Genomic DNA, 26,225 nt, shown 5'->3' with positions numbered 1-26,225 from the left:
ATGCGTATTCCGAGGATAGCGCCCGGTACGTCCGGTGGGGGACCGCGCTGCGCCGGGCGCGCGTCCCAGGTGGACCGGAGGCCGGTTCGGGGCGGTAGTTTCGCCGCCATGCCGCTGCCGCAGGACTACCTCGACCAGTTCACCGAGAGCGCCGGATACCTGGACTTCGCCCGGTTCGGCCCGCCCTCGCGCGCGGTGCGCGAGGCCTCGGCGCGGCTGCTGGAGCGGGCCGCCACCGCTGATCATTCCACAGTGGACGACCTGATGCGGGCGGACGCCGATGCCCGCTCCCGCGCCGGTCGGCTGTGCGGGATCTCCGCCGAGCAGGTGGTCCTGCAGCCCAACACGAGCACCGCGCTGTTCCAGGCGGCCTTCGCCACCGGGGGAGTGGTGCTGGTCTCCGACGGCGAGTTCCCGGCGAACACCTACCCGTGGTCCCGGGCCGCGGAGGCCGGGCGCGTCGAGGTGCGCCGGCTGCGCCCACCGGACGGGCTGGTCACTCCGGAGGTGGTGCGCGCCGGGCTCGACGCCGAGGTCACCACCGTCGCGGTGAGCGCGGTGGATTTCCGCACCGGCCACCGGGCCGACCTCGCCGGGATCCGCGAGGTGATCGGGGACCGGCTGCTGGTGGTCGACGGCATCCAGGCGTTCGGCGTGGTCGAGGCGGACTGGGCGACGGCGGACGTGCTCGTCGCGGGCGGGCAGAAGTGGCTGCGCGCCGGGTGGGGGACCGGGTTCGCCGCGCTCTCGCCGCGCGCGCTGGACCGGCACCGCCCGCTGCTGTCCGGCTGGACCGGCGCGCGGGATCCGGGGCGGTTCGACGGGGAGGTGCGGGAACCGGTGCCGGGCGCCGAGTCCTGGTCTCTCACGAACCTGAGCCCGGTGTCGGCCGGAGCGCTGGCCGCCGCCCTCGACCTGGTGGAGCGGGCCGGGGTCGCGCGGATCGAGGCCCGCATCGCCGAGCGCGTCGGCGAGCTCGCGGAGGCGCTGTCCTCCGCGGGCGCGCCGATCACCTCGGCGGCGCCGCCGCGCAGCGGGATCCTCACCTTCGACGTGCCCGGCCGCCCGGCCCGCGAGGTCGCCGCGGACCTGGCCGCCGCGGGCATCGCCGCCACCGGCCGGGCGGAGCACGTCCGCCTCTCCCCGCACGCCTCCACTTCCGCGGACGCGGTGCGGCAGGTCGCGGCGGTGTTGCGCGGGCGCTGACCCGAGGCGCCTTCCCGCAAAAGTCAGACGTTTCGCATCGCTGGTTCAGGCGCCGTACGGGTTATCGTTCGGCGCCGCTTCGGCTTGTGCCCGTTGCGATGGTCGGCCGCGTCGATCCGGGCGATCGGTCCGATCAGGTACGGCAGACGACGGCACTAGCAAATGTCAGATGTATTGCTTCCGCGGTCGGTGAGCCAGCATACTTCGGCCCGGCCGGGGTGAAGCAGCTCGCACTCCGGGCTCGCGGGGTCGGCCCGCACCACGCGATGGTGCCGATGGCCGAGGCCGACACGATCGGCGCCCACCTGCCGACTGCGACGTGAGGAGAGGTGCCGTGGGAGCGGTTCGAGATCGGGTGCGGGCGGGGCTGGACCGGGCGGCGGCGGAGAACCCGCGGCTGCGCGCGCTGATCAGCACCAGGGACGAGGCGGCGCTGCGCGAAGCCGACGAGCTGGACGCCGCCGGCGGCGAACCCGGCCCGCTGCACGGGCTCACCACCACGATCAAGGACAACATCGACGTGGCCGGCGTGCCGACCACCGCGGGCACCCGGCACCACGCCACCGGCCCGGCCGCGGCCGACGCGACGGTGACCCGGCTGCTGCGCGCCGCGGGCGCGGTCGTGCTCGGCAAGGCCAACCTCGCCGAGTTCGCGCTGGGCGTGGTCGGGCGCAACGCGACCTTCGGCGACTGCCGCAACGCGCTCGACGAGTCGCGGATCTCCGGCGGCTCCAGCAGCGGTTCCGCGGTGTCGGTGGCGGCCGGGATGTGCGCGGCCTCGCTGGGCACCGACACCGGCGGCTCCGGCCGGGTCCCGGCCGCCGTCAACGGGATCGTCGGGGTGCGGCCCACCCTGGGGCGGGTCTCGGGCGCGGGCGTGTTCCCGGTGAGCACCTCCTTCGACACCGTCACCCCGATCGCCCGCGACGTGCGCACCGCCGCGGCGGTGCTCGCGGTCCTCGACGCCTGGGACCCGGCCGACCCGAGCTCGGTGCGCGCCGAGCGGGTCCCGGTGCGGTCCGCGCTGGCCGACGGCGCGGCCGGGCTGCGGGTGGGGGTGCCGGTGAACTTCTTCTTCGACGACGTGGATCCGGGCGTCGCCGCGGTCGTCCGGACCGCGATCCGCTCGCTCGGCCGCGCCTGCGGGCCGGTGCGGGAGGTGCGGGTGCCGGGCGCGGAACTCGCCCAGCAGCGGATGCTCGACGTGCTGTACCCGGAGGCCGCCGCCGTGCACGCCGACCGGGTGCGGGACCGGCCGGGGACGATCGATCCCGACGTGCTGCGCCGGATCCGCCTCGGCCACGACGTGCCGCCGGAGCGCCGCGAGCGGAGCCGGGAGTGGCGCCGCGACTTCCAGCGCGGCGTGCACGCGCTGTTCGCGGACGTCGACGTGCTGGTCACGCCGACGATCCCGGTGGACGTGCCGCGGCGGGACGCCGTCGACCTCGCCGACTCCACCCGGTCCATCGCGCGGTTCACCTACGCGTGGTCGATGTACGGCGGGCCCGCGGTCAGCGTGCCGTGCGGCGTGCACCCGGGATCGGGCATGCCGGTCGGGCTCCAGCTGACCGCGGCGCCGTGGTGCGACCACCTCGCGCTGCGCGCCGCCCTGGTCGCCGAGGAGTGCCTCGCGCCCTGACCACCGCCGGTGGACGGCCCACCCGGCCGGTGCGGCGGTCCGTCCGCCCGGTCAGCGGGAGTGGGCGCGGAGCCGGTCGAACTCCTCCTTCGGCAGCGGCCGGGCGTCCTTCGCCCCCAGGTCGGCCAGCGGGAAGCGGTGCGTCTCCCGCGCCGACCAGGCCGCCACCGCGCCGAGGACGGTGATGCCGAAGCACAGCGACCCCACCACGAGCGGGACGTTCGCCGACCCGGGAGGGGCGAGCAGCGCGAAGGTGCTCGGCAGGAACGCGGTGATCGCCAGCCCGAGGTTCTGCGCGATGGCGAACCCGGTGACCCGGGTGCGGGCCGGGAACAGCTCCTGGAAGTAGCTCGCGAACGTCGCGTTCCACACCTGGTAGAACACTCCCCACGCCAGGATCGCCAGCACCACCGTCAGCAGCACGTTCCCCTGGCCCACCGACCACAGGTAGGCGTAGGACAACGACCCCGACCCGAGCGAACCGATGATCATCAGCGGCCGGCGGCCGAACCGGTCGGACAGGTTCGCGAACCACGGGATGAACAGCAGCGCCACCAGGTTCGCCACCACCGGGATCCACAGGTAGACGCTCTTGTCCATCTCGATGCCGTACCCGGGCTGGGTGGCGTAGGCGGCGCCGAACACCGACACGACCACGCCGATCACGTTCACCAGCGTCATGCAGGTCGCGCGCAGCACGTCCGCGCCGCTCTCGCGCAGCACCTGCACGATCGGCGCCCGCTGCGGGCGGCGCTGCTGCCGCTCCTCCTCGAACAGGGCGCTCTCGGCGACGCGGCGCCGGATCAGGTATCCGGCGAACACGACGACGGCGCTGAGCAGGAACGGTACCCGCCAGCCCCACGCGTCGAAGGCCTCGTCGCTGAGGAACGCCGACAGCGGCAGGAACATGGCGGCGGCGATGACCTGGCCGGCCTGGGTGCCGTGCAGGCTGAAGCTCGCGTAGTAGCCGCGCCTGCCGAACGGCGCCTGCTCCACGATCATGGCGCTGGCGCCGCTGAGTTCCCCGGCCACCGCGAATCCCTGCACGAACCGCAGCAGCACCAGCAGCACCGGCGCGAGCATCCCCACCTGGTGGTAGGTGGGCAGCAGCGCGACGGCGAACGTGGACAGGCCCATCAGTAGCATCGCCAGCACGAGCACGTTCTTGCGCCCCCGTCGGTCGCCCCAGTGCCCGAGCACCACGGCGCCGATGGGGCGGGCGACGTAGCCGACCGCGTAGGTGCCCAGCGAGGACACCAGCGCGACGGTGGGGTCGCCTTCGGGGAAGAAGATGGTGGGGAAGACGAGCGCGGCGGCCTGCGCGTAGACGAACCAGTCGTAGTACTCCAGCGCGCTGCCGATCCAGCCGCTGGCCGCCGCCTTCCGCGGCGTGCCGCGGGATTCGGCGGATCTGCCTCCGGTGTCGCTGCTCACGGGTGCCTCCTCGGCGTGCTGCGGTGACGTCGTTGTTCCGTTCAGCGGGGCGCAGGCCGCCATGCGGCCGAACCGGTCGAGGGATCGAGGCGGACGCAGTCTGGGTAAGCGCTTTCCAGATGGAACCGGCAGCGGGATTCGGTGTCAACACCCGGTTTTTCCCGCTGCTCGTCGCGGGCGATCCACATCGGCAACGATTTCGGAATGCGCTTTCCAGCGGCGTGCCGAGCTCGCTACGATGCGCACCGGTGACGCCCACTCGTGGTGAGGATCGATGACCCGGACGACGACGGTCCTGCTGGCCGGCCTGCACGGGCACGGCCGCTGGCACCTGCGGGAACTGCGGCGGCTGCACGGCACCGGCGTGCGGCTGGCCGGGGTCTGCGACCCGGTGCCGCCGACCGCGGCGGACCGGGAGCTGATCGGTGACGTGCCGGTGGGCGCCGAGCTCGGCCCGCTGTTGGCGCGGGTCCGGCCGGACGTGACGATCGTGTGCACCCCCATCCACACCCACGCCGCGCTCGCCGTGCTGGCCGCCGAATCCGGGTCGCACGTGCTGCTGGAGAAACCGCCCGCGCCGACGCTCGCCGAGTTCGACCGGCTCGTGGCCGACCTGGCGGGGACCGGGCGGGCTTGCCAGATCGGGTTCCAGAGCCTCGGCTCGCACGCCCTCGCGCACGCCCGCCGGCTGCTCGCCGAGGGCGCCGTCGGCGACGTCCTCGGGATCGGTGCGGCCGGGGCGTGGCGGCGCGACGCCGCCTACTACGCCCGCGCCCGCTGGGCCGGTCGCCGGACCCTGGACGGCATACCGGTCGTCGACGGCGCGCTCACCAACCCGTTCGCGCACGCCACCGCCACCGCGCTCGCCCTCGACGGCGGCGGGGACGAGCCGCCACGCGAATTGGAGGTCCGGTTGCACCGGGCGAACCCCATCGAAGCCGATGACACCTCCGGGCTGCGGATGATCACCGCGCGCGGCACCACCATCGTCGTCGCGGGCACGCTCTGCGCCGAGGGGGAGGTGGAGCCGCACGTGGTGGTGCACGGCAGCGGCGGCCGCCTCGTCCTCGAATACCGGACCGGCAGGCTGCGGCTCGAATCCGGCGGCGGCGTGCGGGAATCCGAGCACGGCACGACCGGACTGCTGGCCAACCTCGTGGCGCACGTCCGCGACCCGGCGGTCCCGCTGCTGGTCCCGCCCGCGGCCGCCCGGCCGTTCATGCGGGTGCTCGAAGCGGTGCGGCTCGCCCCCGAACCGCGCCCGATCCCGCACCGGATCGACCGCAGCGGGCCGCACCCGCGGTGCGTGGTGCCCGGCGCGGACGCGGCGGTCCTCCGCGCGGCGCACGAGCTCCGGCTGCTGTCCGAAGTGGACTTCACGGAGGTGGCCCGGTGATCGCGGACCTGCGGCTGGGCGGCGCCGTCGTCGCCGAGTACCACGGCGGTGCCGAACTGCCCGCGCACCTCGGCCCGCGCCCGCACCTGCACCCCGTCCGCACCCTGCGCGGCACCGAGGTGACCGCGGTGCGGCCCGCCGACCACCCGTGGCACCTCGGGTTCTCCCTCGCGGCGCAGGACGTGGACGGCTGGAACCTGTGGGGCGGTGCCACCTACCTGCGCGGCCGCGGCTACGTCCACCGCGCCGACCACGGGCGGATCGAGCACCTCGGCTTCGACGCGGTCCGCCCGAACGAGCTCCGGCAACGGCTGCGCTGGTGCGCGCCGGACGGGAGCCCGTTGCTCGACGAGCGGCGCCGGTTGTGGAGCCTTCCCGCGGCGGACGGGTGGGAGCTGGCGGTGCGCACCGAGCTCACCAACCCCACCGGGCGGGACGTGCGCATCGGCAGCCCCGCCACGAACGGCCGCTCCGGCGCCGGGTACGGCGGGTTCTTCTGGCGGCTGCCGGGCGATGGCGAGGCGTTCACCGCCGACGCCGCGGGCGAAGCGGAGGTGCACGGCAGCACCGCGCCCTGGCTCGCCTGGGCGGGGCGGGACCACACCCTGGTGTTCGCCGCCGCCGAACCCGACCCGTGGTTCGTGCGCACCCGCGACTACCCGGGCGTCGGGGCGCAGCTGGCGCCCCGGGAGCCCGTGGTCCTCACCCCCGGTGCCGTGCTGGTGCGCGGGCTGCGAGTCCTCGTCGCCGACGGGGAGCTGGACTGCGCCGCCGCGCGGCGGTGGGCCGAGACCGATCCGCGGGAGCGCGTTCCCGGATCGGGATGAGGGGTCGGGTTCCTCGCCGTGTGCGGCGGCGAGGAACCCGTCTCGGGCCGGGCGGCGCGGTGGTCAGCCGGCCCGGAGCGCCGCTTCGGCGGCCGGGACGGCCCGCTCCCGGTCCGCCGGGACCAGGCCGACCCGGGTGCGCCGGTCCAGCAGGTCGGCGACGTCGAGGGCTCCCTCGTTGCGCACGGCGAAGCGGAGTTCGGCGGGCCGGAGGCCCAGGCCCGCGATCGGTTCCAGCAGTCGCGGATCGCCGTCGGCCGCCGCGACCACGGCGGGCGCCTCGGTGCCGTAGCGGGCGACCAGGTCCCGGGGAGCGTCCACTGCGGACAGCCGTGCCGCGGTGGCGGCGCCGATCAGCGGCAGGTTCCGGGTGCGGCAGGGGTTCCGCGCGATCGCGGCGGCGTCCACCGCGTCCTGCGCCATCTTCCGGTAGGTGGTCAGCTTCCCGCCGACCACGCTGGTCACCCCGTCCGGGCCGGTGCGCACCGCGTGCTCGCGGGAGAGGTCCGCGCTGGAGCCCTCCCCGCCGTCCAGCAGCGGGCGCAGCCCCGAGTAGGTGCCCAGCACCTCGTCCCGCCGGATCGGCCGCGCCAGCACCGAGTTCACCGTGTCCAGCAGGAACTCGACCTCCTGCTCGCTCGCGGTGGGCACGTCGGGGATCGGGCCGTGCTGCTCCTCGTCGGTGAGTCCGATGTAGACCCGGCCGTTCCCCGCGGGCAGCGCGAGTGCGAAGCGGTTCGAGGTTCCCGGGACCGGCACCGTCACCCCGGCGCCCAGACCGCCGAACAGCTCGTCGGAGACCACCAGGTGCGTTCCGCGGCTGGGCCGCAGCCGCAGGCCGGGCGCCACCTCGCCGGCCCACACCCCGGCCGCGTTGATCACGGAGCGGGCGCGCACCGCGATCTCCCCGCCACCGAGCCGGTCCCGCAGCACCGCGCCCTCGCCGGTGACCTGCTCGGCCGCGCAGCGGGTGAGCACCGTCGCGCCGTGCGCGGCGGCCGTGCGCGCGAGCCCGACGACCAGCCGCGCGTCGTCCACCAGCTGCCCGTCCCAGGACAGCAGACCGCCGCGCAACCGGTCGTGGCGGAGGGTGGGCACCATCCGCTTCGTCTCCACGCGGGAGACCCGGCGCGGCGCGGGCAGCGTCGACCCGGCGGTGCCGGAGCCGCGCCGCAGCAGGTCCCCGGCCACGAATCCGGCCCCGACCAGCGCGGCCCGCCCGGCGCCGATCCCGGCGACCAGCGGCAGCAGCTGCGGCAGCGGGCGCACCAGGTGCGGTGCCGTGCGTTCCATCAGCACCCGGCGTTCCACCGCGCTCTCGTAGGCGATGCCGACGTTGCCGGTTGCGAGGTAGCGCAATCCGCCGTGCACCAGCTTCGAGCTCCAGCGGCTGGTGCCGAACGCGAGGTCGTGCTTCTCGGCCAGCACCACGCGCAGCCCGCGGGAGGCGGCGTCCAGCGCGACTCCGGCGCCGGTCACCCCGCCTCCGACGACGAGCAGGTCCACCGAGGGGTTCTCGGCGAGCTCGGACAGTTCGCGGGTGCGGCGGGCGGCGTTCAGCGCGGTCATCGTTGTCACTCCTCGGGGCGCAGGTAGGCGTCGAGCGCGGCGCGCAGCTGCTCGTCGAGCCGGTCCGGTGGCAGCACGTCGGAGACGATGCGGGCGGAGACCACCGCGGACTGCACCTGCAGCAGCACCATCGCGGCGAGCTCGTCCGGATCGCCCGCGCGGATCGAGCCGTCCCGCTGCCCGTGCCGGATGGCGTGGGTGAGGACGTCGAGGATGCGGTGCTGGCTGGTGCCGAGCCGGTCGAACACGTAGGTGATCAGCAGTTCGGGATCGGTCTCCAGGACCTTCACGAACAGCGGGTGGTCGCGCACGGCGGAGGCGGTGCGCACGATCCGCTCGACGCCGTCGGCCCGCGATCCGTCCCCGGCGTCGGCGGGCAGCAGCGCGACGAGTTCGCGGGTGAGCAGGTCGGCCGAGAGCGTCCGCACGTCCGGCCAGCGGCGGTACACCGTCGGCCTGCTCACGCCCGCGCGGCGGGCGATCTCGGCGAGGGTGGTGCGGCGCATCCCGACGGCGAGCACGCATTGCGCGGCGGCGTCCAGGATCGCCTCGTCGTTACGACTTGACGTCATGTGTAAAACTGTAACGCATGACTGAGCTTGAGCACCGCACCCCGGACCTGGCTTGGAACGCCTGGGGCACCGCCGACGCGGCGACCCCGGTGTCCGGCCAGGTGCGCGGCCTGCTGGAGGCGTTCCTCGGCGTCGAGCACCGCGACACGCCCTCGGTGGACCGTTCCGAAGTGCGCCTCGGCGAGACCCGGCTGCCCGCGGAGGCCCGGGCAGCCCTCGCCGGGATCGTCGGCGACGACGCGATCCGCACCGACGACGAGACCCGGCTGCTGCACTCCGGCGGCAAGAGCACGCCCGACCTGCTGCGCCGCCGCGCCGGCGACGCCGGGGCCGCACCGGACGCGGTGGTGCTGCCCGCGGACCACGACCAGGTGTGCGCGGTCCTCGGCCGCTGCGCCGAGCACCGCATGGCGGTGGTCCCGTTCGGCGGTGGCACCAGCGTCGTCGGGGGAGTGGAACCCGAGCGCGGCGGCTTCACCTCGCTGATCTCGCTCGACCTGCGGCGGCTGGACCGGCTGGTGGCCGTCGACGCCGACTCGCGCACCGCGACCCTGCAGGCCGGGCTCCGCGGGCCCGAAGCGGAAGCGCTGCTGGCCGAGCACGGGTTCACCCTCGGGCACTTCCCGCAGAGCTTCGAGCACGCCAGCATCGGCGGCTTCGCCGCCACCCGCTCCTCCGGGCAGGCCTCGGCGGGCTACGGCCGGTTCGACGCCGCGGTGCTGCGGATGCGGGTCGCGACCCCGAGCGGCGAGCTCGACCTGGGCCGGGCGCCGGCTTCGGCGGCCGGACCGGACCTGCGGCAGCTGTTCCTCGGCTCGGAGGGCGCGTTCGGGATCATCACCGAGGTGACCGCCCGGGTGCACCCGCTGCCCGCCGAGGTCGAGTCCGAGGGCTGGTCGTTCCCCGACTTCGACGCGGGCTCGGCGGCGCTGCGACGGCTGGCGCAGGAGGAGGCGCTGCCCACCGTCGCGCGGCTGTCCGACGAGACCGAGACCTGGATCAACCTGTCCGCGGCGCACGACGTCGGAGAGGGCGGCGGCCCCGGCGGCTGCCTGCTGATCACCCGGTACGAGGGCGCGCGGGTGGCGGTGTCCGCGCGGGCGCGGGCGCTGCTGGCCGAGGCCGGTGGCGAACCGCTCGGTGCCGAACCCGCCGAGAGCTGGGCGCACGGCCGCTACCACGGCCCCTACCTGCGGGACGCGCTGCTGGACGTGAACGCGCTGGCCGAAACCCTCGAAACGGCGACCACCTGGTCCCGGCTGGCCGAGACCCGCGCCGCCGTGCAGGACGCCGTGACCGAGGCGCTGGCCGAGCAGGGCACGCCGCCGCTGGTGCTCTGCCACCTCTCGCACGTCTACCCGGCGGGCGCATCGCTGTACTTCACCGTCGTCTGCGCCCGCGCCGAGGACCCGGTGCGGCAGTGGCGGCGGGCGAAGGAGGCGGCGGGCACGGCGATCAGCCGGGTCGGGGCCACCATCACCCACCACCACGCGGTCGGCCTGGACCACCGGCCGTGGCTGGTGGACGAGATCGGGGAGCTCGGCGCGCAGGTGCTGCGGGCCGTGAAGTCCGCCGTCGACCCGGTCGGCGTGCTCAACCCCGGCAAGCTGATCCCGTGATCGACGAGGTCGCGCTGCTGGTCAACCCGCGCTCGGGGCAGGGCGGCGGCGCCGCGACCGCGGTGCGCGCGCTGCGCTTCCTGCGCGCCGCGGGGGTCTCGGTGCGGGTCCTGGTCGGCCGGGACGCGACCGAGGCGCAGGCGCTGGCCCACCGGGCCGTCGCCGCGGGAACCGGGGCGCTGGTGGCCTGCGGCGGTGACGGCATCGTCAACCTGGCGCTGCAGGCGGTGGCGGGCACCGGCACGCCGTTCGCGGTGATCCCGTCCGGGACCGGCAACGACCACGCCCGGATGCTCGGGGTCCCGCGGCACGACCCGATCGCGGCGGCGCGCGTGCTGCTGGACGGGGTGGCGCGCCCGATCGACCTCGGGCGCGCCGGGGACCGCTGGTTCGGCACCGTGTTCGCCGGTGGTTTCGACGCGAAGGTCACCGAGCGCACCAACCGGTTGCGCTCGCCGCGCGGGAAGCTGCGCTACAACCTCGCGCTGGTGGCCGAGCTGGCGGCGCTGCGGCCGCTGCACTACGAGCTGGAGCTCGACGGGGAACGGGTGTCCACCAGCGGTGTCCTGGTGGCGGTCGGCAACGGCGCCAGCTACGGCGGCGGCATGCGGGTCTGCCCGGGCGCGGTACCCGACGACGGGCTGTTCGACGTCACCGTCCTCGGTGCGGTTCCGCTAGCCCGGCTGGTGCGGCTGCTGCCGAGGATCTACCCGGGCACGCACGTCGCGCGGCCGGAGGTCACGACCTACCGGGCGCGGCGGGTGCGGCTGTCCGCCCCGGACGTCGTCGGGTACGCCGACGGCGAGCGGTTCGCGCCGCTGCCGCTGGTGTGCGAGTGCGTCCCGCGCGCCGCGACCGCGCTGGTCCCGTCCTGACCTAGTTCCAGCGCTGGTCCTGCGGTTCCGGCTTGTCGTCGGTCTTGAAGTTGCGCCGCAGCGAGACGCTGACCAGCTTCTCCAGCAGGGAGACGGCCTGACCCAGCCGGTCGTCCGGCAGCTTGTCGACCAGTTCGTGCAGCAGAGTTCGTTCTTCCCTCACGAGCGAGAGGGTAAGGGACGGAGATCGTCTCATTCGCAGCGGTACCGGGTTCGTCGTCGCCGGTCCGCGCCGCCTCCGCGCCACTGTGGCCGGTCGCGGACGCGGCGGCTGATGACCGCGTCGGGGAAAACGCCTGCTTGACGAGTCAAGTTGTCCCAGCGGGGCGGGTCCTGCCGCAGGTGGACCGCAGTGCGGCCCGGAACCCGCCCCGCGGGTCCACTGTGGAACTTGATCGATCTCCGGGCGCGCGCGGTCGCGGACGCCGGGGTGCGGGAGGTGGCGGCGGAACCGTCGCCCGGTGCACCGGGAACGAGTGGCGCGTTCCGCGTTGTGCGGCCTTTTCCGGCGGGCGGGAAGAATGCGTCCGGAATGCGGTTCGCGATGCATCGGCGCGAATATCCAGCGTCCTGGAAACGTTGTCGCGATGCGCGATGCAGACGATCTGAGCTGCGACGATGATTTCCCGCGCGGGTGCGACGATATCCGTTCTCCCGCCCCCATCTCAATTCTCCGCGATCGTTGATCCGAGGGTGTGACATTCCTGGATCAGGACTTCCGCCGCGGTTAACGTGAAGCGGCGCGCGGCGGCGATCAGCAGCGGCATTCCTCGATCCCGACCGGGAACGCCGACCGACCCGGAATCGGCGGACGCCCGACCGCGCCCTGGAACAGGCCCGACGGCGCCGTCGCGGCCCACCATCACCCGGGCCCCACCGCACCGCGTCGTGACCTCCCGCCGAGGCCCGGGGACGGACCGCCGCACCGGATCCGCGAGGCGCCACCGGTGCGCGGCGGAACACCGGTGACCGGAGGAGACCGATGCAGCAGGCGAACCGGCCCGGCACCGCGGAACCACCGCGCCGGGCGGGATCCCGCGCGTTCCTCACCGCGATGGTCGTCGACACCATCGGCGCCGGGGTGTGGGTGACGTTCTCGCTGCTGTACTTCACCGAAGGGCGCGGCATCCCGCTGTCGGCGGCCGGAGCCGCGCTCAGCACCGGATCGGTGGCCGCGCTCGTCCTCGGCGGGCTCGCCGCCGGCAGCTTCGCCGACCGCGTCGGGCCCTACCCGGCGGCGGTGCTGAGCTGCGCGATCCGCGCGCTGGTGTTCCCCGCCTACCTGTGGGCCGACGGCCCGGCGCAGGTGGTGGCGATCGCGTTCGGGGTCAGCCTCGGCGACCGGCTCTACTGGGCCGCGCACGGCGGGCTCGTCGCGGGCATCACCTCCGACGAGCAGGCGCGGCGGCGGTTCTTCGCGCTGCTCAACAGCTTGCGCACGATGGGGCTCGGCCTGGGCGCCCTCGCCGTCGCCGTCGGCGCCGCGCTGGAGCGCTGGTTCGGCCCGGCGTTCTGGACGGCGATCCCGCTGCTCAACGCCGCCGGGTTCGCGTTCGCGGGCGTGCTGTTCTGGCGCCTCGGCACGCGGTTCCCCCGGCACCGGGGCACGACGGCGGTGGAGACCGGCGGCTACCGCGGGGTGTTCGCGAACCGGCGGTTCCTGGCGTTCACCGGCGCCACCCTCGCGCTCACCCTCGCCAGCGTCGCGTTCGAATCGATCCTGCCGATCTACCTGCGCTGGCTGGGCATGCCGCTGTGGTTGCCGCCGGTGGCCTACGTGCTGTCCTGCCTGGCGATCCCGGCGTTCCAGCCCGTCGCGCTGCGGTGGGGGAGCGGCCGGGCGCCGATGCGGCTGATGGCGCGGTCCGCGGTGCTCATCGCCGCCGGACTCGCCGGGTTCCTGCTGCTCGTCGGCCGCGACGTGCCGACCGCGGCGCTGCTGATGGTGGTGCTGGTCCTGGTGTTCAGCCTCGGCGAGGCGCTGTTCGGCGCCGTGGCGATGGTCATCGTCCTCGACTTCGCCGGTGGGTCCGCCGCCGGTCGCTACGGCGCCTGCTACCAGCTGGTGTGGGGAGTGGCGGGTGCGGTCGGTCCCGGGCTGAACACCGTGCTGTTCGCGGTGTCCGGCACCGCGCCGTGGCTGGTGCTGGCGGTCGCGCTGCTGGCCGCCGCCTTCGTCTACCGGCACCTGGACCGCACCGCGCCCCCGGGACCCGACCGATCCCGGGGGCGAGCGGTCGCGCGCCCGCGCCGCGCGCGGGCGAGGTGAGCGGGGTCAGAGACCGTGCCGGACCAGCCCCGCGATCTCCAGCGGGGCCACGATCGCCAGCGCCGCCGCGATCTCGGTCCGGCCGAACCTGGCGATCAGCAGGTCCAGCTCGACCGCCGCCACCTCCGGGTCCCGCGGCGCCTGCTCGTCCACCAGCCAGCGAACCCGGTCGACCAATTCCTCGTGCATCGCACACTCCCTGCGTCGTCGATGGGGCGAGCAGTGGGACCGGGGGCGCCGCTCCCCATGACGCGACCCCGACCCGCGCCCACCCTTCGAGTGGAGTCAGGACCGATTCCTTGACCGGCAGGGCGAAATCTGCGACATCGGCCGCGCGGACCTCCCGGTTGGGCCGAACGGGCGACGGCGGCACGGCCCGCTCGTCCGGGCGGCGGGGCGCCGGTGCGGCGTTCACCGGCTGCGGTTCGACCGAGCCGGACGGCCCGCCCGCCCGATCTATGCTGATCTCCGGCGTCGCGGTGACCAGCACCGCGCCTGCGGTGGAGGAGTGGGTCGGATGAGCTGCGTTCCGGTGGCCAAGCGGTGTGCGGTGCTCGGCGCGGCGGTGCTCGCGCTCACGGCCTGCGGGACCGGACCGGAGCGGGCGGCGGTGCGCGAGGTCGCCGCTGAAACCCCCACCGGCCCCGCCCGCACCGCACCCCCGGTCGGCGGCGTGCACGACTACCAGCTCGGCGGCGCCTACCCGCCGCCCGCCGGAGTCACCGTCGTGACCAGGGACAGCACCGCGGAACCGGCGCCCGGGCTGCACAACATCTGCTACGTCAACGGTTTCCAGACCCAGCCCGCCGACCGCGAGCTGTGGCTGGAGCAGCGGCGCGACCTGGTGCTCTCCGGGCCGGACGGGGAACCGGTGGTCGACCCGGGCTGGCCGGACGAGCTCCTGCTGGACACCTCCACCGAGCAGCACCGCATCCGGCTCGCCGAGATCATCGGCGGCACCGTGGCCGACTGCGCCACCCGCGGCTTCGACTCGGTGGAACTGGACAACCTCGACTCCTACACCCGCTCCGACGGCGCGCTCGACGCCGACGACAACCTCGCGTTCGCCGGGCTGCTGGTCGACGCCGCCCACCGCGCGGGCCTCGCCGTGGCGCAGAAGAACGCGGCCGAGCTCAGCGCCCGCGGCAAGGACGAGGTCGGCTACGACTTCGCCATCACCGAGAGCTGCCACCGCTGGGAGGAGTGCGCGGACTACGCCGAGCACTACGGCGGCGCGGTGCTCGACGTCGAGTACGCCGACGACCTCCGCGGCACCTTCCCCGACGTCTGCGCCGACCCGGCCACCCCCGCCACCACCACCCTGCGCGACCACGACCTCGTGCCGCCCACCGACCCCGCCCACGTCTTCGACCACTGCTGAGCGGGCCCGGTGCTCCCGTCGCGGCGCGGGAGCACGCGGTGGTGCGGGATCGTCGCGGCTCGGGCTGGGCCCTCCGGGCGGAGTCCGCGGCGGTGCCGGGCGATTCGTCGTCATCGGCGGCCCGCTGCCGGATGATTCCGGTGCGCGGGACCACCGAGCCGACGAAGGCAGGACGATCCTCCGGGACGCGGGCGGCGTTGTCGGGCTCCGCCGCGACCACCGGCTGATGAGCGCGGGCGGTGCTCGGGGCGCCCGCGCTCAGCCCCGTGGTAGTGCCGTGCTGATGGCGAGGCGGTTGAAGGTGTTGATGAGGCTGATCGTCCACAGCAGGTGGGCGAGCTGGGGCTCGTCGAAGTGGGCCTGCGCCTCGCGGTAGTGCTCGTCGGGCACCCGGCCCCCGGGCAGCAGCGTCACCGACTCGGCGAGCAGCAGCGCGGCGCGTTCGTGCGCGGCGAACCGGGACGACGTGGCCCAGTCGGGCAGCTCGTCCAGGCGCTGCCGGGATTCGCCGTGCTCCAGCGCCTGCCGCGCGTGCAGGCCGGTGCAGAACCCGCAGCCGTTGAGCTGCGAGGCGCGCAACCGCACCAGCTCCAGCAGGATCGGGTCCAGACCGGCGTCCTGCGCGTCGGCACCGGAGCGCTCGGCCAGCCGCCGCAGGTCCGCGAAACCGTTCGGGGTGAGCGAGAGCAGGTCGAGGCGGGCGGTGGCGGTCATCGGGTTCCTCCCGGTGCGGTGCGTTCGGTGGCGAGCGCGGTGACGGTGCGGCGGCAGACCTTGCCGGTCGGCGCGAGCGGCAGTTCGGGCAGCACCACCAGGAACTCCGGCAGCTTGCGGCGTTCCAGGCCGCGCTCCTCCTCCAGGAAGGCGGTGAGCCCGGCGAGGGTGAGCTCGGCGGTGCCGCTGACGCAGGCGCACAGCCGTTCGCCCAGGTCGTCGTCAGGAACGCCGACGCAGGCGACGTCGACCACCGCCGGGTGCGCGGCGATCTGCCGCTCCACCTCGGCGGGGCTGATGTGGTAGCCGCCGCGCGAGACGACCTGGTGCAACCGGCCCAGCACGTGCAGCCGTCCCCGCTCGTCGAGCATCCCGCGGTCCCCGCTGCGCACCCAGCCGTCCGCGGTGCGGTAGCGAGCGTCGAGCTCGGGGGCGGCCACGTAGCCCAGCGGCGTCATCGGGCCGCGGGCCAGGATCTCGCCGCTCTCCCCGCGCGGAACCTCGGCCCCGGCGGCGCCGACGACGCTGATCTCGGCGACCGACGGGTCGGGCAGCCCGGTGCCGGGCTGGTCCGGGGTGCGGGCGGTGTGGCAGTTGATGCCGTCCGACGAGCCGTACACGCTGATCACCTGGGCGCCGAACCGGCGCGCGGCGGCGTCGCGGGTCACCTCGGACAGCGGGGCCGCGCTGGAGACGACGACGCGGACGGAGGAGAGGTCCTCGTCCGGCGCCGCCGGGTGCTCGGCGAGGCGGCGCAGCATCGTCGGCACCCCGAACACGTGGCCCGGCCGGTGCCGGGCGATCAGCTCGAAGGTGCGCGCCGGGTCGAAACCGTCGGCCAGCACGATCGTGGCCCCCAGCGCGGCGATCGCCACGTGGGTCGCGCAGGAGCCGTAGGAGGAGGCCAGCGACATCAGCAGCAGCGCCCGCATCGGCCCCGGCTCCCGCGCCGCGTCCGCGAGGCCCCGCACGTAGTTCGCCCGGCCGCCGGCCATCGCGTTGTGCGAGTAGGCGATCATCTTCGGTTCCGCCTCGGAACCGGAGGTGACGAGGATGCGCACCGGTGCTTCCGGGTCCTGCTCCCGTGCCGCCCACCGCGCGGCCGGCGCGTCGTCCAGCGAGCGCGGGCCCGATTCCCCGGCGCCGAAGGTGAAGACGTGGCGCAGCTCCGGCAGCTCGCGGGCGTCGTCGGCGTCCGCCGCGCTCCCGAAGATCGCCGCGGCCGCCCGGGACCGGCCCAGCAGGCTCCGGGTGTCCCGGCTGCCGCGGCCCGCGGGGTAGGCGAGGACGACGGCGCCGACCGCGGCGACGGCGAGTTCGGCGACGACCATCCGCCGGCCGTTGGGCATCCGGATGCCGACCACCTCACCGGGGCCGATGCCGGCCCGGTCCAGCGCCGCCGCGATCCGGTCCACCTCGCGGTCCAGCTCCGCGTAGTCGAGCACTCCGTCGGCGTCGAGCACGGCTTCCTGCCGCGGGTGGGCGCGCACCTGCGCGCGGAACAGGGTGTGCACGTCGCGGTCCGGGCAGTGCCCGGCGCGGATCCACCGCGCGCGCAGCGCGGCGGGCACCCGGTCGCCGATCGCGAGCCGGGCGGGGGCGGTGTCGGTCACGAGAACTCCCAAGGGGGTAGCGGGAAGACGTGCTCGGCGCGGCCCAGCGCGGCGCCGAACCGGTCGTCGGTGGTCAGGTCGCGCAGGTCCGCGCACACCGGGGTGACGACCAGCCCGGCCGCGGCGCCCCGGTGCACCCACTCCCCGGTGGTCCGCTCCCGGAACCGGGTCGGCAGCTCGCCGGGCGCGCCGCCGAACGCGGCGGTCGCGGTGGCCGGATCGATCCCCCGCGGCAGCACGAGCGAACCGTCGGCGGTCCGCAGCGGACCGCGCAGCGGATCCGGTCGTGCGCGCGGCGCCCGCGGCACGAGCCCGGCCGCGGAGAACAACGAGGTGTCCACCCGCGCGCCCGCCCCGGTGCGCACCCGGCGCAGCAGCGCGCGCAGCACGCCGTGCGCGCACACCAGTCCGCCGAGCACGTCGGTCAACGTCATCAGCGACGGACGCACCGGGGCGCCCGCCGGGGACAGCGCCGCGGCCAGCCCGCCGCCCACCTGCACCAGGAAATCGGTGCCCAGCGGGGGATTCGGTCCGGCCGCGCCACCCCACCCGGACGCCCACGCGTAGACCAGGCCGGGAGCGGACCGCGCCAGGTCGTCGGCGTCCAGGCCGAGCTGCGCCGCTTTGCCGGGCGCCCAGTTGTGCACGAACACCTCGGCGTCCGCCACCAGCTCGTGCACGGCCCGCCGCCCGGCGGCGGACTTGATGTCCACCTCCACGACCCGTTTGCCGTCGTTGAGCGAGCGGTACCGCACCGACGTGCCACCGGCGGTCGGCGGGATGCCGCGCATCGGGTCGCCGCCGGGCGGTTCGACGCGGACCACCTCGGCACCGAGCATCCGCAGCACGTGCCCGGCGACCGGGCCCTGCACCCGCCGCGTCGATTCGACCACGACCAGGCCGTCCAGCGGCCCGGCCGCCGGGGCGCCGCGCGGGCGGAGCGGGGCACCGGCCGAGCCCAGGGGAGTCGTCGTGCAGGCCGGAACCTCCCACGGCGGCACCGGATCCTCCCGGACCGGCAGCACCGCCACTCCGGACTCGGCCGCCGCGGCCAGCACCTCGGCGAACCGGGTGCGGCCCACCACCTCGTGCAGCTCGGGCGGCAACGGGCAGCACGCCGTCCCGAAGCGCTGCTGGAACGGCCCCCAACCTCGCGAGATCGCCGCGTTCCCGGCGCCCAGCGTCCGCCAGAACCGCAGCCACGGCTCCGCGTCGAGCGTCTCCAGCTCGCAGCGCACCCCGTCGGCCGTGGTGAACGGCGGCCGCGGCCCACCGCCGGGGTCCGCACGCGGCTCCGCGTCGTCGGATTCGGTCGCGGCGACCGCCAGGTACTGCTGCACGGCGAGCAGCGCGGCCTCCGCCACCGAGGTGCGCACCCGGGACACCCGCGCGCCGCGGGCCCGGGCGATCGCCGCCGCCAGCTCGCCCTGGCTCGCCAGCACGCCCGCCACCACCGAGGCGTAGTCCACGCCCAGCGCGGCGGGCCGCCCGGCGGCCCTGCCGTGCACCTGCATGATCCCGCACGCCGCCTGCACCGCGTCCTCGTCCGGCAGCACTGCCCGGACCGGCCCGGACCAGTCGATCTCGCAGGTCACGTCCGGCTCGCCGCGCAACGCGTCGCGGACCTCCGCGGCGACCCGCGCCGCCGCGCGCTCCGAGGTGGGCGCCCCGCTCATCGCGCGGCCTTCCGCCCGTGCACCGAATACATCAGGCAGGACGTCGCCCGGAAGTCCGGGTGCAGCACGACCTCCCGCACCCGGTCCAGCTCGGCCCCGGTCATCCCGGCCGCCATCAGCTCCGCGCGCATGTCCACCGCCGCCTGCGCCAGCAGCAGCAGGTCCGCGCCGTCGCGGTGCCGCAGCTGCACCCGCGGGCGCGGGTCGATCTCGACCAGCCCGGCCCGGTGCATCGCCAGCGGCACCCGCCTGCCCCAGCCGGGGTCCACGCCCGCGCCGCGCATCGCCGCCTCCTTCGCCGCGAGGAACTTCTCGTACAGCAGCGCCGACTCCTCGTCCGCGGCCAGCAGCAGCGGTTCGTAGGAGGTGTCGAACTCGTCGACCTGCAGCCAGCCGCCCGGTTTCAGCGCGCGCACCAGCTTCGCCAGCACCGCGTCCCGCTGGGGGAGGTGCCGCAGCACCAGCCGCGCCACGACCAGGTCGAACTCCTCCGCGGGCAGCGGATCGACGACCACGTCGTGCCCCACCACCGGCGGCCGGGAACCCGGGTTCGGCCGCAGATCGGTCGCCAGCACGCTGCCGGACGGGGCCACCCGCTCCGCGAGCCAGCGCGCGACCGCGCCACCACCCGCGCCGACGTCGAGGCAGCGCCACCCGTCGCCCACCCCCGTCTCCGCGAGGCGGGTGAAGGTGAGCGGGTCGTGCGCGGCGGACAGGTAGCGGTGCCGGGCGCGCTCGTGCTCCCGGGCGAAGGCGTAATCCCGGGGCGCCGCCTCGCACGTCACGTCCACTGCCCGGACCCCGGCGTCTCGGTGCTGCCGGTGAGCCGCTCCAGCAGCAGGGCGCGCCGCACCTTCCCGGTGCCGGTCCGCGGCACCCGGTCCCAGGCCAGGACCACCGGTTCGGCCATCGCGGGCAGCCCGCGCACCGCCCGGCGCCACGCCCCGCCCGGCAGCGCTCCGTCGGCGGTCACCACCACCGGCAGCGGGACGTCGTCCGGACGTCCCAGCACCACGCACTCCTGTGCCTGCGGCAGCCGGTCCTCCAGCACGTCCTCGGTCTCCAGGCAGCTCAGCCGCGGCGTGCTGTCCACCTCGCGGTCCAGCAGCGACACGTGCCCGTCCCGGTGGTGCACGCCGATGTCCCCGGTGTTCCACCACGGTCCGCGCGCCTTCGCCGCCCAGCGCTCCGCTTCGCCCTCGTAGTCCAGGCAGCGCGCGGCGGTCCGCGCCAGCACCAGGCCCGGCGTCCCGCGCGGCACCGGCGCGAACGTGTCCGGGTCCACCACCCGCAGCCGGGTCTTCACCGGGATCGGGCGGCCCACGCTCCGCGCACCGCGCGCGGACGAACGCCTGGTGTGGAAGCGGAACGTCAGCGGCCCCGTCTCGGTCTGCCCCCAGCCCTGCATCCACAATGGACGGTGGTGCGCGGAGGCGTGCAGGTAGGCGCGGATCGTCGGCGGGTGCACCGCGTCGTAGGTGCTGATGAACAGCCGCACCCGGCGGAACGGGTTGTCCAGCCGCTCGGTCAGCGACCGGAACCGCACGTAGGACGCGGGCAGCGCCTCCACGATCGTCGGCGGGTAGGCGCGCAGCACCGGATCGACGTGGTCCGGGTCGTGCGAGGAGAGCACCACCAGCTCCCGGGGTTCCCGGCTCAGCGCCACCGCCGTCCAGCAGAACGTCCGCCCGTGCGCGTAGGAACTCGCGTTCACCACCACGTCGTCCCGGCGGACCCCGATCAGCGGCACCGGGTTCGACTCGAACCGCGCCAGCTGCCCGATGATCGTGCGCGTGGAGTGCACCACCAGCTTCGGCACGCCCGTCGTCCCCGAGGTGTGGTTGATCACCAGCGGCTCGTCGTCGGAGCGCAGCCGCGGCGCCGGGGCCGTCCGGCCGCGCACGTCGTCCAGCCGCACCGCGCCCGGTGCCTCCCCGTCGAGCAGCAGCGCGGTCCGCGCCGTGGACACCAGGTCCAGGCCCTGCTCCGCGCAGCGCCGCGCGAGCGCGCCGGTGGTGACGAGCACGGCGGCGTCCAGCCGCTTGAGCAGCTGCTCCAGCGCCGCCACGGACAGCTCCGCCGACAGCTGCGCGGGCACCGCCCCGATCCGCACCGCCGCGCAGGCCAGCAGGTCGTAGTCCCAGTGGTTCTCCTTCACGATCACCACCCGGTCGCCGCGCCCGGCCCCGGCCGCCGCGAGCCACCCGGCCGCGGTCCGCACCAGCTCGGCGAGCTCCGCCACCCGGTACGACGAGCCGCCGTCCGGGGCGATGTCGAACGGCCGGTCCAGCCGCACCGTCGTCGCGGTGCCGCGCCGCGCGCACTCGTCGAACAGGACGCCCATGTCATGCGGTTTCAACGCGTCGGCTCCTCGCCTGGGTCGGAATGCTCAACGGGGCGCGCAACCTGCTCAGCACCCGGGAAGCGGCCAGTGCGCCGGCCCGTACCGCGCCCTCGCTCGCCGGGCGCAGCATCACCCAGTCCCCGGCGTAGTCGACGGGGCGCAGGCGGCGGGCCATGAACCGCGACCGCAGGCCGAGCGCCTGCGGGGTGGCCTCCGGCAGGCCGTGCGGGTGGCGGTGCACGAAGTTCCGGCGGTTCGCCGCGGGCAGCTCCGGCAGGTAGCGGGCCGCGGCGCCGGTCAACCGCGCCACGACCTCCTCGTCCGGCAGCTCCAGCAGGCCGGCCGTGGTGCGCGCGTTCGGCATCAGCGTCAGCAGCCCCGTCCCGGGTGGCGCGCGGTCCGGGTGCTTCTGGTGGTCGAACAGGATCGCGGAGAGCGCCGCGTCCTCGGCCTCCGGGGTGAGCAGCACGTACGGCGGGGCGCCGTGCTCCGGGGCCAGCGGCCGGTCCAGCAGGCAGCTCACCTTCAGCGCCGGGGTGAAGGTGCAGGCCCGCAGGAAGTCCGCCTCCGCTTCCGGCGCGCCCGGGTGCAGCCGCGCGGCCACCGGCGCGGGCACGCACAGCAGCACCGCGCGGGCCGTCACGACCTCCTCGCCGACGTGCAGCCGCGCCGCGGAACCGGTGGAGACGACCTGGTGCACCTCCTGCCCGGTGCGCACGTCCAGCCCGGTGGCGAGCCGCCGCGCCAGCGTGTCCATCCCGCCGCGGTAGGTCCGCCAGTTCGACGCGTCGCCGACCGCCAGCAGCAGCGACACCATCACCGCCGCCGAGGACCGCCCGGTGTCCCAGCCGAAGAAGGTGCCCGCGACGGGTTGCAGCAGGTAGTCGTGCAGGTCCGGGTGGTACCGGCGGGCGAAGTCGGCGACCGTGCTGTCGGCCAGCGGGGTGCGCTGCGGGTCGTCGGTGTCGAACTCGCCGCGGCGCCGCGCCAGCCACATCTGGAACCGCGCCAGGTCCACCCGGGCCAGCGGGGAGAGCCCGGCACCGGTGAGCAGCCCGCGAGGTTCGGCGACCCCGGGGTGCGCGCGGCCGTCCCGCCACATCGAGATCGGGCTGCTGATCGGCGGGATCTCGTGGTCCTCGATGCCCACCCGGGACAGCAGCTCCCAGGTGGCCCGGTAGCCGCGCGGGGACAGCTGCTCGGCGCCGGTGTCGATGGTGTACCCGTCGACGCGGACGCTCGCGGTGCGCCCGCCGACGTGCCCGGCGGCCTCGTACACGCGGACGTCGAGTCCGGCCCGGGTCAGCTCGGTGGCGGCGGCGAGCCCGGCCATGCCTGCGCCCACCACGGCCACGTCCAGGTCGCCGCTCATCAGCGGGCACCCCCCAACGCCGCCAGCAGGTTCGCCGCGACCAGCAGCACCACGTACAGCCGGTGCACCCGGAACCCCAGCCGCCGGGCGCGCATGATGTCGCCGGCCCGGAACCCGAGGTGGTACTGCCGGGCGCGCAGCGCGTTGCCGGGCAGCACGAGCACCGCGAACCACCACGGCGCCACCCCGGTGAGCGAGGCGCCCAGGCACAGCAGGAACTCGCCCAGCGACAGCGCCCCGATGAACAGCGCGTTCCCGCGCGGCGAGGTCAGCGCGGCCACCGTGGGACGGCCGACGGCCCGGTCGCCCGCCACGTCGTTGGTGTTGGAGTACACCCCGAACATGAGCGGCCCGAGGCCGAACAGCACCGCCTGCACCAGCACGAACCCGGAGAACTCGCCGGTCGCCAGCCCGTGCGGGGCGAGCACCAGCGCGACGCCCAGCGCGACGAGGAACGCCTCCTGGAAGCCGTGGTAGCTGAGCTTGAGGCCGTAGGAGTACTGCAGCGCGATCACGAACGTCACCGCGATCAGCACCAGCGTCCACATCGGACGGTGCGGGGCGACGACGGCGGCCGCGCCCCACAGCAGCGCCCCGCACCCGGCGGCGGCCCAGCCGAACCCCAGCGCCTCCCGCTCGGTGAGCGTGCCGGCCACCAGCGGTTTGCGGAGCTTCTTGCGCAGCGGGTCGTTCGGCCCGTAGTTGGCGATGTCGCTGCCGTCGCGGAACCCCGTCACGTCGTCGAACGAGACCAGCGCCACCAGCGTGCAGACCTCGCCGAGCAGGAACAGCAGCAGCATCGGCAGCGCTTCGGCGCCGGCGGCGAACCCGGCGGCGGGCAGCGCGGCCGCACCGACCACCAGCACGCTGAGGTAGTAGTCGTAGACGTCGAGCTTGCCCAGCCGCGCGAAGGTGCGGGCCTTGCTCTCCGGCCGGGCCGCCCCGATGCGCTCGGGCGCGGCGTGCAGGTCACTGGTCATCGTGTCGTGCTGCTCCTGTTCCGGACTGGCGGGTGCCCGGCGCCTGCGCGCGCGGGCGGTGGCGGGTGAACTCGCAGACGGCGTCGGCGATCCGGGTCACCTCCGCGTCGGTGAGGTGCGGGTAGATCGGGAGGGCGAGGATCCGCGCGCTGGCCCGCTCGGCGTTCGCCCCCCCCTCGTCCGCGGGCGCCCAGGGCAGGAACGCGGCCTGGTGCGGCAGCGCCAGCGGGTAGTACACGTGCGAGCCGATGCCGTGCTCGGCGAGGTATTCCCGCAGCACGTCGCGTTCCTCGGCGAGCAGGCAGTACACGTAGTGGCAGCGGCCGTCCCGGCCCGGCGGCGGGGCGAGCACGCCCTGCCCGGCGAGCGGCGCGAAGCGCTCGGTGTAGTGCTCGGCGATCTCGGCGCGCCGCCGGAGCCGGGCGGGGAAACCCGCGTACCGGTAGCGCTGGAACGCGGCCTGGATCTCGTCGAACCGGCTGTTGGTGCCGATGACGCGGTGCACGAAGCGCTCCTGCTGCCCGTGGTTGCGCAGCATCCGGATCCGCCGCCCGAGCGCGGGATCGCGGGTGACGACGGCGCCGCCTTCTCCGGGCATGCCGAAGGACTTGACCTGGACGAAGGAGTAGACGCCGGCTTCGCCCCACAGCCCGGCCGGGGTTCCGCGCAGCACGGCGCCTTGCGCGACCGCGGAGTCCTCCACCAGCCGCAGGTCGTGCGCCGCGGCCAGTTCGGTGAACCGGGGCATGTCGGCCATGATCGAGAACATGTGGGCGGGCAGCAGCGCCTTGGTGCGGTGGGTGATATGGCGCCGCGCCGATTCCGGGTCGAGCACCATGGTGCGCGGGTCGACGTCGGCGAACACCGGGGCCGCCCCGGTCTCCAGCACGGCGGCGGCCAGCGGTGCGCAGCCGAACGCGGGCACCACCACCTCGTCGCCGGGGCCGATGTCCACGGCGCGCAGCACCAGTCCGAGCGCGGTGGTGCCGCTGCCGCAGGCGATGACGTCGGCGGCGCCGAGATCGTCGCGCAGCAACTCCTCGAATTCCCGGGTTTGCTCACCGAGGATGAACTTCTGTCGGGGATCCCGGCCGATCTCGCCGATGATGTCGAGCATCACCTTGCGATCCCCTTCGAACAGATCAGGCGGGAAGAACGGAATTTCGGAACGCATCACGCACGCCTCCCGGAATAGAAGGAGCGGATCACCGAGCACACCCGGTCGAGCTGTCCGAGGGTGAGGTCCGGGTAGAGCGGAAGGGCCACCGCGCGCCGCGCCGCCGCTTCCGCGTTCGGCAGCGGAACCTCCGTGGAATAATCCGATTGAAAGCAGGGTTGCCGGTGCAGCGGAATGGGGTAGTAGGTTTCGGTGCCGATTTCCGCGCGGGCCAGCCACTCCACCAGCTCGTCCCGGCGCTCCACCTCGATCAGGTGGACGTAGAACGCGCTCGCCGAACCCGGGCCCCGGTCGACCACCTCCGGCAGGCGGAGGATCCCCGGCACGTCCGCGAGCCGTTCCCGGTAGGCCGCGGCCAGCTCACCGCGGCGGGCGATCTCCCGCTCCAGCTCCGGCAGCTTCGCCAGCAGCACCGCGGCCTGGATGTCGTCCATCTTGCTGTTCGTGCCCGGCCGCGCCGTCTCGGTGGAGATGCCGGGGAAGTGGTCCAGGGTGTGCCCGAACCGCCCGTGGTGGCGCAACCCCGCGACCAGCTCCGCGACCCGCACGTCGTCGGTGATCACCGCGCCCGCGTCGCCGATCGCGCCGAGGGTCTTGCTCGGGAAGAAGGAGAGCACGCCGCCCGCGCCGTGCAGACCGGCGTGCACTCCCAGCTGCCGCATCCCGATCGCCTCCGCGCTGTCCTCCAGCAGCACCAGGCCCCGCCGCGCCGCGACCCGGGACAGCGCGCTCATGTCCGCCATCTGGCAGAACAGGTGCGCGGGCATGACGAACCGGGTGCGCGGGCCTGCGACCCGCTCGACCTCGGCCGGGTCCAGCGCGTAGGTCACCGGATCGACGTCGGCGAACACCGGGCGGCCCCCGGCCAGCACCACCGAGCTCGCGGTGGCCACGAACGAGTAGGCCGGGACCACCACCTCGTCGCCGGGGCGCAGGCCCAGGGCGCGCAGCAGCAGGACCAGCGCGTCCGTGCCGCTGTTCACGCCCACCGCGTACCGCGCGCCGGTGTGCTCGCAGAGCTGCCGTTCCAGTTCGGCGACCTGCTTGCCGTGGGAGAACTTGCCGTTGTCGAAGACCGCTTCGACGCGAGCGCTGATGGCCGGCCAAAGCCGGTCGAAGGTGCGGGCCTGCGAGAAGAACGGCACGGGCGCGGACGGATCCGGCGGGCTCGATAATTCTCGCGTCCCGGTGTCATTCGCACCGCGGGACACGACGTCAACTCCTGGGAATGGGGAGGGATCTTCGGCTGGACAAAGTAGCGGAGCGCCGCGCTCCGCCGGAAGTCCGCGGGAACGCCATTCGTGTTTTTCATCCTTTCCGGTGATCATCTGTTCGGGCCTCGCGGACCCGGTTCCTGGACTGTTCGGGGAAATCGTTAGTCTTGCCGCTCGGCGCCCGCATCCGGTCGCCGAAGCGCATTCCGCCGCGATCGCCGAATGCGCACCGGAACGGTCCGAACAGGACGGTTCCGGGAATGGCCCTACTCCGCGCCGCCGCGGAAGCGGGTGCCGAATTCGCGAGAACGGCGGAACCCGGGCGGGAGCCACCGGGCCGCCGGGCGG

General features: G+C 74.9%; 21 protein-coding genes and 1 pseudogene. 8 read left to right on the top strand and 14 right to left on the bottom strand.

Annotation, left to right across the window (positions count from 1 at the left end; all coding sequences use genetic code 11):
* Positions 1 to 108: 108 nt before the first annotated feature.
* Positions 109 to 1,194 (top strand): annotated as a pseudogene (locus tag LCD35_RS07160) (aminotransferase class V-fold PLP-dependent enzyme); the annotation flags it as partial.
* Positions 1,195 to 1,540: 346 nt separating this feature from the next.
* Positions 1,541 to 2,845 carry an amidase gene (locus LCD35_RS07155; RefSeq protein ID WP_224955722.1) on the top strand — a complete coding sequence of 435 codons (1,305 nt, stop codon included), beginning with the start codon at positions 1,541 to 1,543 and terminating at the stop codon, positions 2,843 to 2,845.
* 51 nt (positions 2,846 to 2,896) lie between these two features.
* On the opposite strand, the gene LCD35_RS07150 is transcribed toward LCD35_RS07155, so the two are convergent.
* Complete coding sequence (locus LCD35_RS07150; protein ID WP_225043925.1) at positions 2,897 to 4,279, bottom strand: MFS transporter; 1,383 nt, start codon at positions 4,277 to 4,279, stop codon at positions 2,897 to 2,899.
* 274 nt (positions 4,280 to 4,553) lie between these two features.
* Between LCD35_RS07150 and LCD35_RS07145 the strand changes: the two genes are divergently transcribed.
* Both LCD35_RS07145 and LCD35_RS07140 read left to right on the top strand, forming a co-directional pair.
* On the top strand, positions 4,554 to 5,675 hold the full coding sequence (locus tag LCD35_RS07145) for a Gfo/Idh/MocA family protein (RefSeq protein ID WP_224955720.1): 1,122 nt from the start codon (positions 4,554 to 4,556) through the stop codon (positions 5,673 to 5,675).
* Complete coding sequence (locus LCD35_RS07140) at positions 5,672 to 6,502, top strand: PmoA family protein (protein WP_224955719.1); 831 nt, start codon at positions 5,672 to 5,674, stop codon at positions 6,500 to 6,502. The genes LCD35_RS07145 and LCD35_RS07140 overlap by 4 nt, the downstream gene beginning before the upstream one ends.
* 63 nt (positions 6,503 to 6,565) lie before the next feature.
* Here LCD35_RS07140 and LCD35_RS07135 read toward each other — a convergent pair whose 3' ends face one another.
* Positions 6,566 to 8,071 (bottom strand): glycerol-3-phosphate dehydrogenase/oxidase, encoded by a 1,506-nt coding sequence (locus tag LCD35_RS07135; RefSeq protein WP_224955718.1) that lies wholly within the window; start codon positions 8,069 to 8,071, stop codon positions 6,566 to 6,568.
* A gap of 5 nt (positions 8,072 to 8,076) precedes the next feature.
* Complete coding sequence (locus tag LCD35_RS07130; protein ID WP_224955717.1) at positions 8,077 to 8,643, bottom strand: TetR/AcrR family transcriptional regulator; 567 nt, start codon at positions 8,641 to 8,643, stop codon at positions 8,077 to 8,079.
* A 17-nt stretch (positions 8,644 to 8,660) separates the two neighbouring features.
* Here LCD35_RS07130 and LCD35_RS07125 point away from each other — a divergent pair, with 17 nt between their 5' ends.
* Both LCD35_RS07125 and LCD35_RS07120 read left to right on the top strand, forming a co-directional pair.
* A complete protein-coding gene (locus LCD35_RS07125) occupies positions 8,661 to 10,262 on the top strand; it encodes an FAD-binding oxidoreductase (RefSeq protein WP_225043924.1) in 1,602 nt (533 codons plus the stop codon).
* Entirely contained in the window at positions 10,259 to 11,137 is an 879-nt protein-coding gene (locus LCD35_RS07120) for a diacylglycerol kinase (protein ID WP_225043923.1), read from the top strand. The genes LCD35_RS07125 and LCD35_RS07120 overlap by 4 nt, the downstream gene beginning before the upstream one ends.
* 1 nt (position 11,138) lies before the next feature.
* On the opposite strand, the gene LCD35_RS07115 is transcribed toward LCD35_RS07120, so the two are convergent.
* Positions 11,139 to 11,300: a hypothetical protein gene (locus tag LCD35_RS07115; protein WP_224955714.1), complete on the bottom strand. Its 162-nt coding sequence runs from the start codon at positions 11,298 to 11,300 to the stop codon at positions 11,139 to 11,141.
* A gap of 819 nt (positions 11,301 to 12,119) precedes the next feature.
* Between LCD35_RS07115 and LCD35_RS07110 the strand changes: the two genes are divergently transcribed.
* Positions 12,120 to 13,406: an MFS transporter gene (locus LCD35_RS07110; RefSeq protein ID WP_224955713.1), complete on the top strand. Its 1,287-nt coding sequence runs from the start codon at positions 12,120 to 12,122 to the stop codon at positions 13,404 to 13,406.
* A gap of 6 nt (positions 13,407 to 13,412) precedes the next feature.
* Here the strand turns inward: LCD35_RS07110 and LCD35_RS07105 are convergent, their stop codons facing one another.
* Positions 13,413 to 13,595 (bottom strand): hypothetical protein, encoded by a 183-nt coding sequence (locus tag LCD35_RS07105; RefSeq protein WP_224955712.1) that lies wholly within the window; start codon positions 13,593 to 13,595, stop codon positions 13,413 to 13,415.
* Positions 13,596 to 13,923: 328 nt separating this feature from the next.
* On the opposite strand from LCD35_RS07105, the gene LCD35_RS07100 reads away from it, so the two are divergent.
* A complete protein-coding gene (locus tag LCD35_RS07100; RefSeq protein ID WP_225043922.1) occupies positions 13,924 to 14,787 on the top strand; it encodes an endo alpha-1,4 polygalactosaminidase in 864 nt (287 codons plus the stop codon).
* A gap of 258 nt (positions 14,788 to 15,045) precedes the next feature.
* On the opposite strand, the gene LCD35_RS07095 is transcribed toward LCD35_RS07100, so the two are convergent.
* The 9 genes from LCD35_RS07095 to LCD35_RS07055 are packed head-to-tail and all read right to left on the bottom strand — an operon-like array spanning position 15,046 to position 25,808.
* Positions 15,046 to 15,501, bottom strand: coding sequence for a carboxymuconolactone decarboxylase family protein (locus tag LCD35_RS07095; RefSeq protein ID WP_224955708.1), 456 nt, complete (start codon positions 15,499 to 15,501; stop codon positions 15,046 to 15,048).
* Positions 15,498 to 17,114 carry a class I adenylate-forming enzyme family protein gene (locus tag LCD35_RS07090; RefSeq protein ID WP_224955707.1) on the bottom strand — a complete coding sequence of 539 codons (1,617 nt, stop codon included), beginning with the start codon at positions 17,112 to 17,114 and terminating at the stop codon, positions 15,498 to 15,500. Before LCD35_RS07090 ends, LCD35_RS07095 begins: the two co-directional genes overlap by 4 nt.
* The gene (locus LCD35_RS07085) at positions 17,111 to 18,790 is read right to left on the bottom strand and encodes a CoA transferase (RefSeq protein ID WP_225043921.1); all 1,680 of its coding nucleotides are present in this window, start codon (positions 18,788 to 18,790) and stop codon (positions 17,111 to 17,113) included. Before LCD35_RS07085 ends, LCD35_RS07090 begins: the two co-directional genes overlap by 4 nt.
* The gene (locus tag LCD35_RS07080; RefSeq protein ID WP_308011262.1) at positions 18,787 to 19,581 is read right to left on the bottom strand and encodes a methyltransferase domain-containing protein; all 795 of its coding nucleotides are present in this window, start codon (positions 19,579 to 19,581) and stop codon (positions 18,787 to 18,789) included. Before LCD35_RS07080 ends, LCD35_RS07085 begins: the two co-directional genes overlap by 4 nt.
* Positions 19,572 to 21,134 carry a class I adenylate-forming enzyme family protein gene (locus LCD35_RS07075; protein ID WP_224955709.1) on the bottom strand — a complete coding sequence of 521 codons (1,563 nt, stop codon included), beginning with the start codon at positions 21,132 to 21,134 and terminating at the stop codon, positions 19,572 to 19,574. Before LCD35_RS07075 ends, LCD35_RS07080 begins: the two co-directional genes overlap by 10 nt.
* 1 nt (position 21,135) lies before the next feature.
* A complete protein-coding gene (locus tag LCD35_RS07070; protein WP_224955705.1) occupies positions 21,136 to 22,506 on the bottom strand; it encodes an NAD(P)/FAD-dependent oxidoreductase in 1,371 nt (456 codons plus the stop codon).
* The gene (locus LCD35_RS07065) at positions 22,506 to 23,486 is read right to left on the bottom strand and encodes a UbiA family prenyltransferase (RefSeq protein WP_224966833.1); all 981 of its coding nucleotides are present in this window, start codon (positions 23,484 to 23,486) and stop codon (positions 22,506 to 22,508) included. The genes LCD35_RS07070 and LCD35_RS07065 overlap by 1 nt, the downstream gene beginning before the upstream one ends.
* Positions 23,476 to 24,660, bottom strand: a complete 1,185-nt coding sequence (locus LCD35_RS07060; RefSeq protein WP_225043920.1) for a DegT/DnrJ/EryC1/StrS aminotransferase family protein — start codon at positions 24,658 to 24,660, stop codon at positions 23,476 to 23,478. Before LCD35_RS07060 ends, LCD35_RS07065 begins: the two co-directional genes overlap by 11 nt.
* Entirely contained in the window at positions 24,660 to 25,808 is a 1,149-nt protein-coding gene (locus LCD35_RS07055; RefSeq protein ID WP_224955697.1) for a DegT/DnrJ/EryC1/StrS aminotransferase family protein, read from the bottom strand. Before LCD35_RS07055 ends, LCD35_RS07060 begins: the two co-directional genes overlap by 1 nt.
* Between the last annotated feature and the right edge of the window lie 417 nt (positions 25,809 to 26,225).

It is taken from the genome of Saccharopolyspora sp. 6V, from assembly GCF_020176785.1.
Classification (GTDB): Bacteria; Actinomycetota; Actinomycetes; order Mycobacteriales; family Pseudonocardiaceae; genus Saccharopolyspora_C; species Saccharopolyspora_C gregorii.
The sequence above is the reverse complement of the archived record's forward strand: the minus strand, read 5'-3'. Positions and strand labels throughout refer to the sequence as shown.

Excerpts from the sequence above, each read along its gene's own strand:
- LCD35_RS07135 (WP_224955718.1), bottom strand. The coding sequence starts at position 8,071 with ATGACCGCGCTGAACGCCGCCCGCCGCACCCGCGAACTGTCCGAGCTC.
- LCD35_RS07125 (WP_225043924.1), top strand. The coding sequence starts at position 8,661 with ATGACTGAGCTTGAGCACCGCACCCCGGACCTGGCTTGGAACGCCTGG.
- LCD35_RS07065 (WP_224966833.1), bottom strand. The coding sequence starts at position 23,486 with ATGACCAGTGACCTGCACGCCGCGCCCGAGCGCATCGGGGCGGCCCGG.
- LCD35_RS07105 (WP_224955712.1), bottom strand. The coding sequence starts at position 13,595 with ATGCACGAGGAATTGGTCGACCGGGTTCGCTGGCTGGTGGACGAGCAG.
- LCD35_RS07145 (WP_224955720.1), top strand. The coding sequence starts at position 4,554 with ATGACCCGGACGACGACGGTCCTGCTGGCCGGCCTGCACGGGCACGGC.
- LCD35_RS07085 (WP_225043921.1), bottom strand. The coding sequence starts at position 18,790 with ATGAGCGGGGCGCCCACCTCGGAGCGCGCGGCGGCGCGGGTCGCCGCG.
- LCD35_RS07130 (WP_224955717.1), bottom strand. The coding sequence starts at position 8,643 with ATGACGTCAAGTCGTAACGACGAGGCGATCCTGGACGCCGCCGCGCAA.
- LCD35_RS07075 (WP_224955709.1), bottom strand. The coding sequence starts at position 21,134 with ATGGGCGTCCTGTTCGACGAGTGCGCGCGGCGCGGCACCGCGACGACG.
- LCD35_RS07100 (WP_225043922.1), top strand. The coding sequence starts at position 13,924 with ATGAGCTGCGTTCCGGTGGCCAAGCGGTGTGCGGTGCTCGGCGCGGCG.
- LCD35_RS07070 (WP_224955705.1), bottom strand. The coding sequence starts at position 22,506 with ATGAGCGGCGACCTGGACGTGGCCGTGGTGGGCGCAGGCATGGCCGGG.
- LCD35_RS07110 (WP_224955713.1), top strand. The coding sequence starts at position 12,120 with ATGCAGCAGGCGAACCGGCCCGGCACCGCGGAACCACCGCGCCGGGCG.
- LCD35_RS07095 (WP_224955708.1), bottom strand. The coding sequence starts at position 15,501 with ATGACCGCCACCGCCCGCCTCGACCTGCTCTCGCTCACCCCGAACGGT.
- LCD35_RS07060 (WP_225043920.1), bottom strand. The coding sequence starts at position 24,660 with ATGCGTTCCGAAATTCCGTTCTTCCCGCCTGATCTGTTCGAAGGGGAT.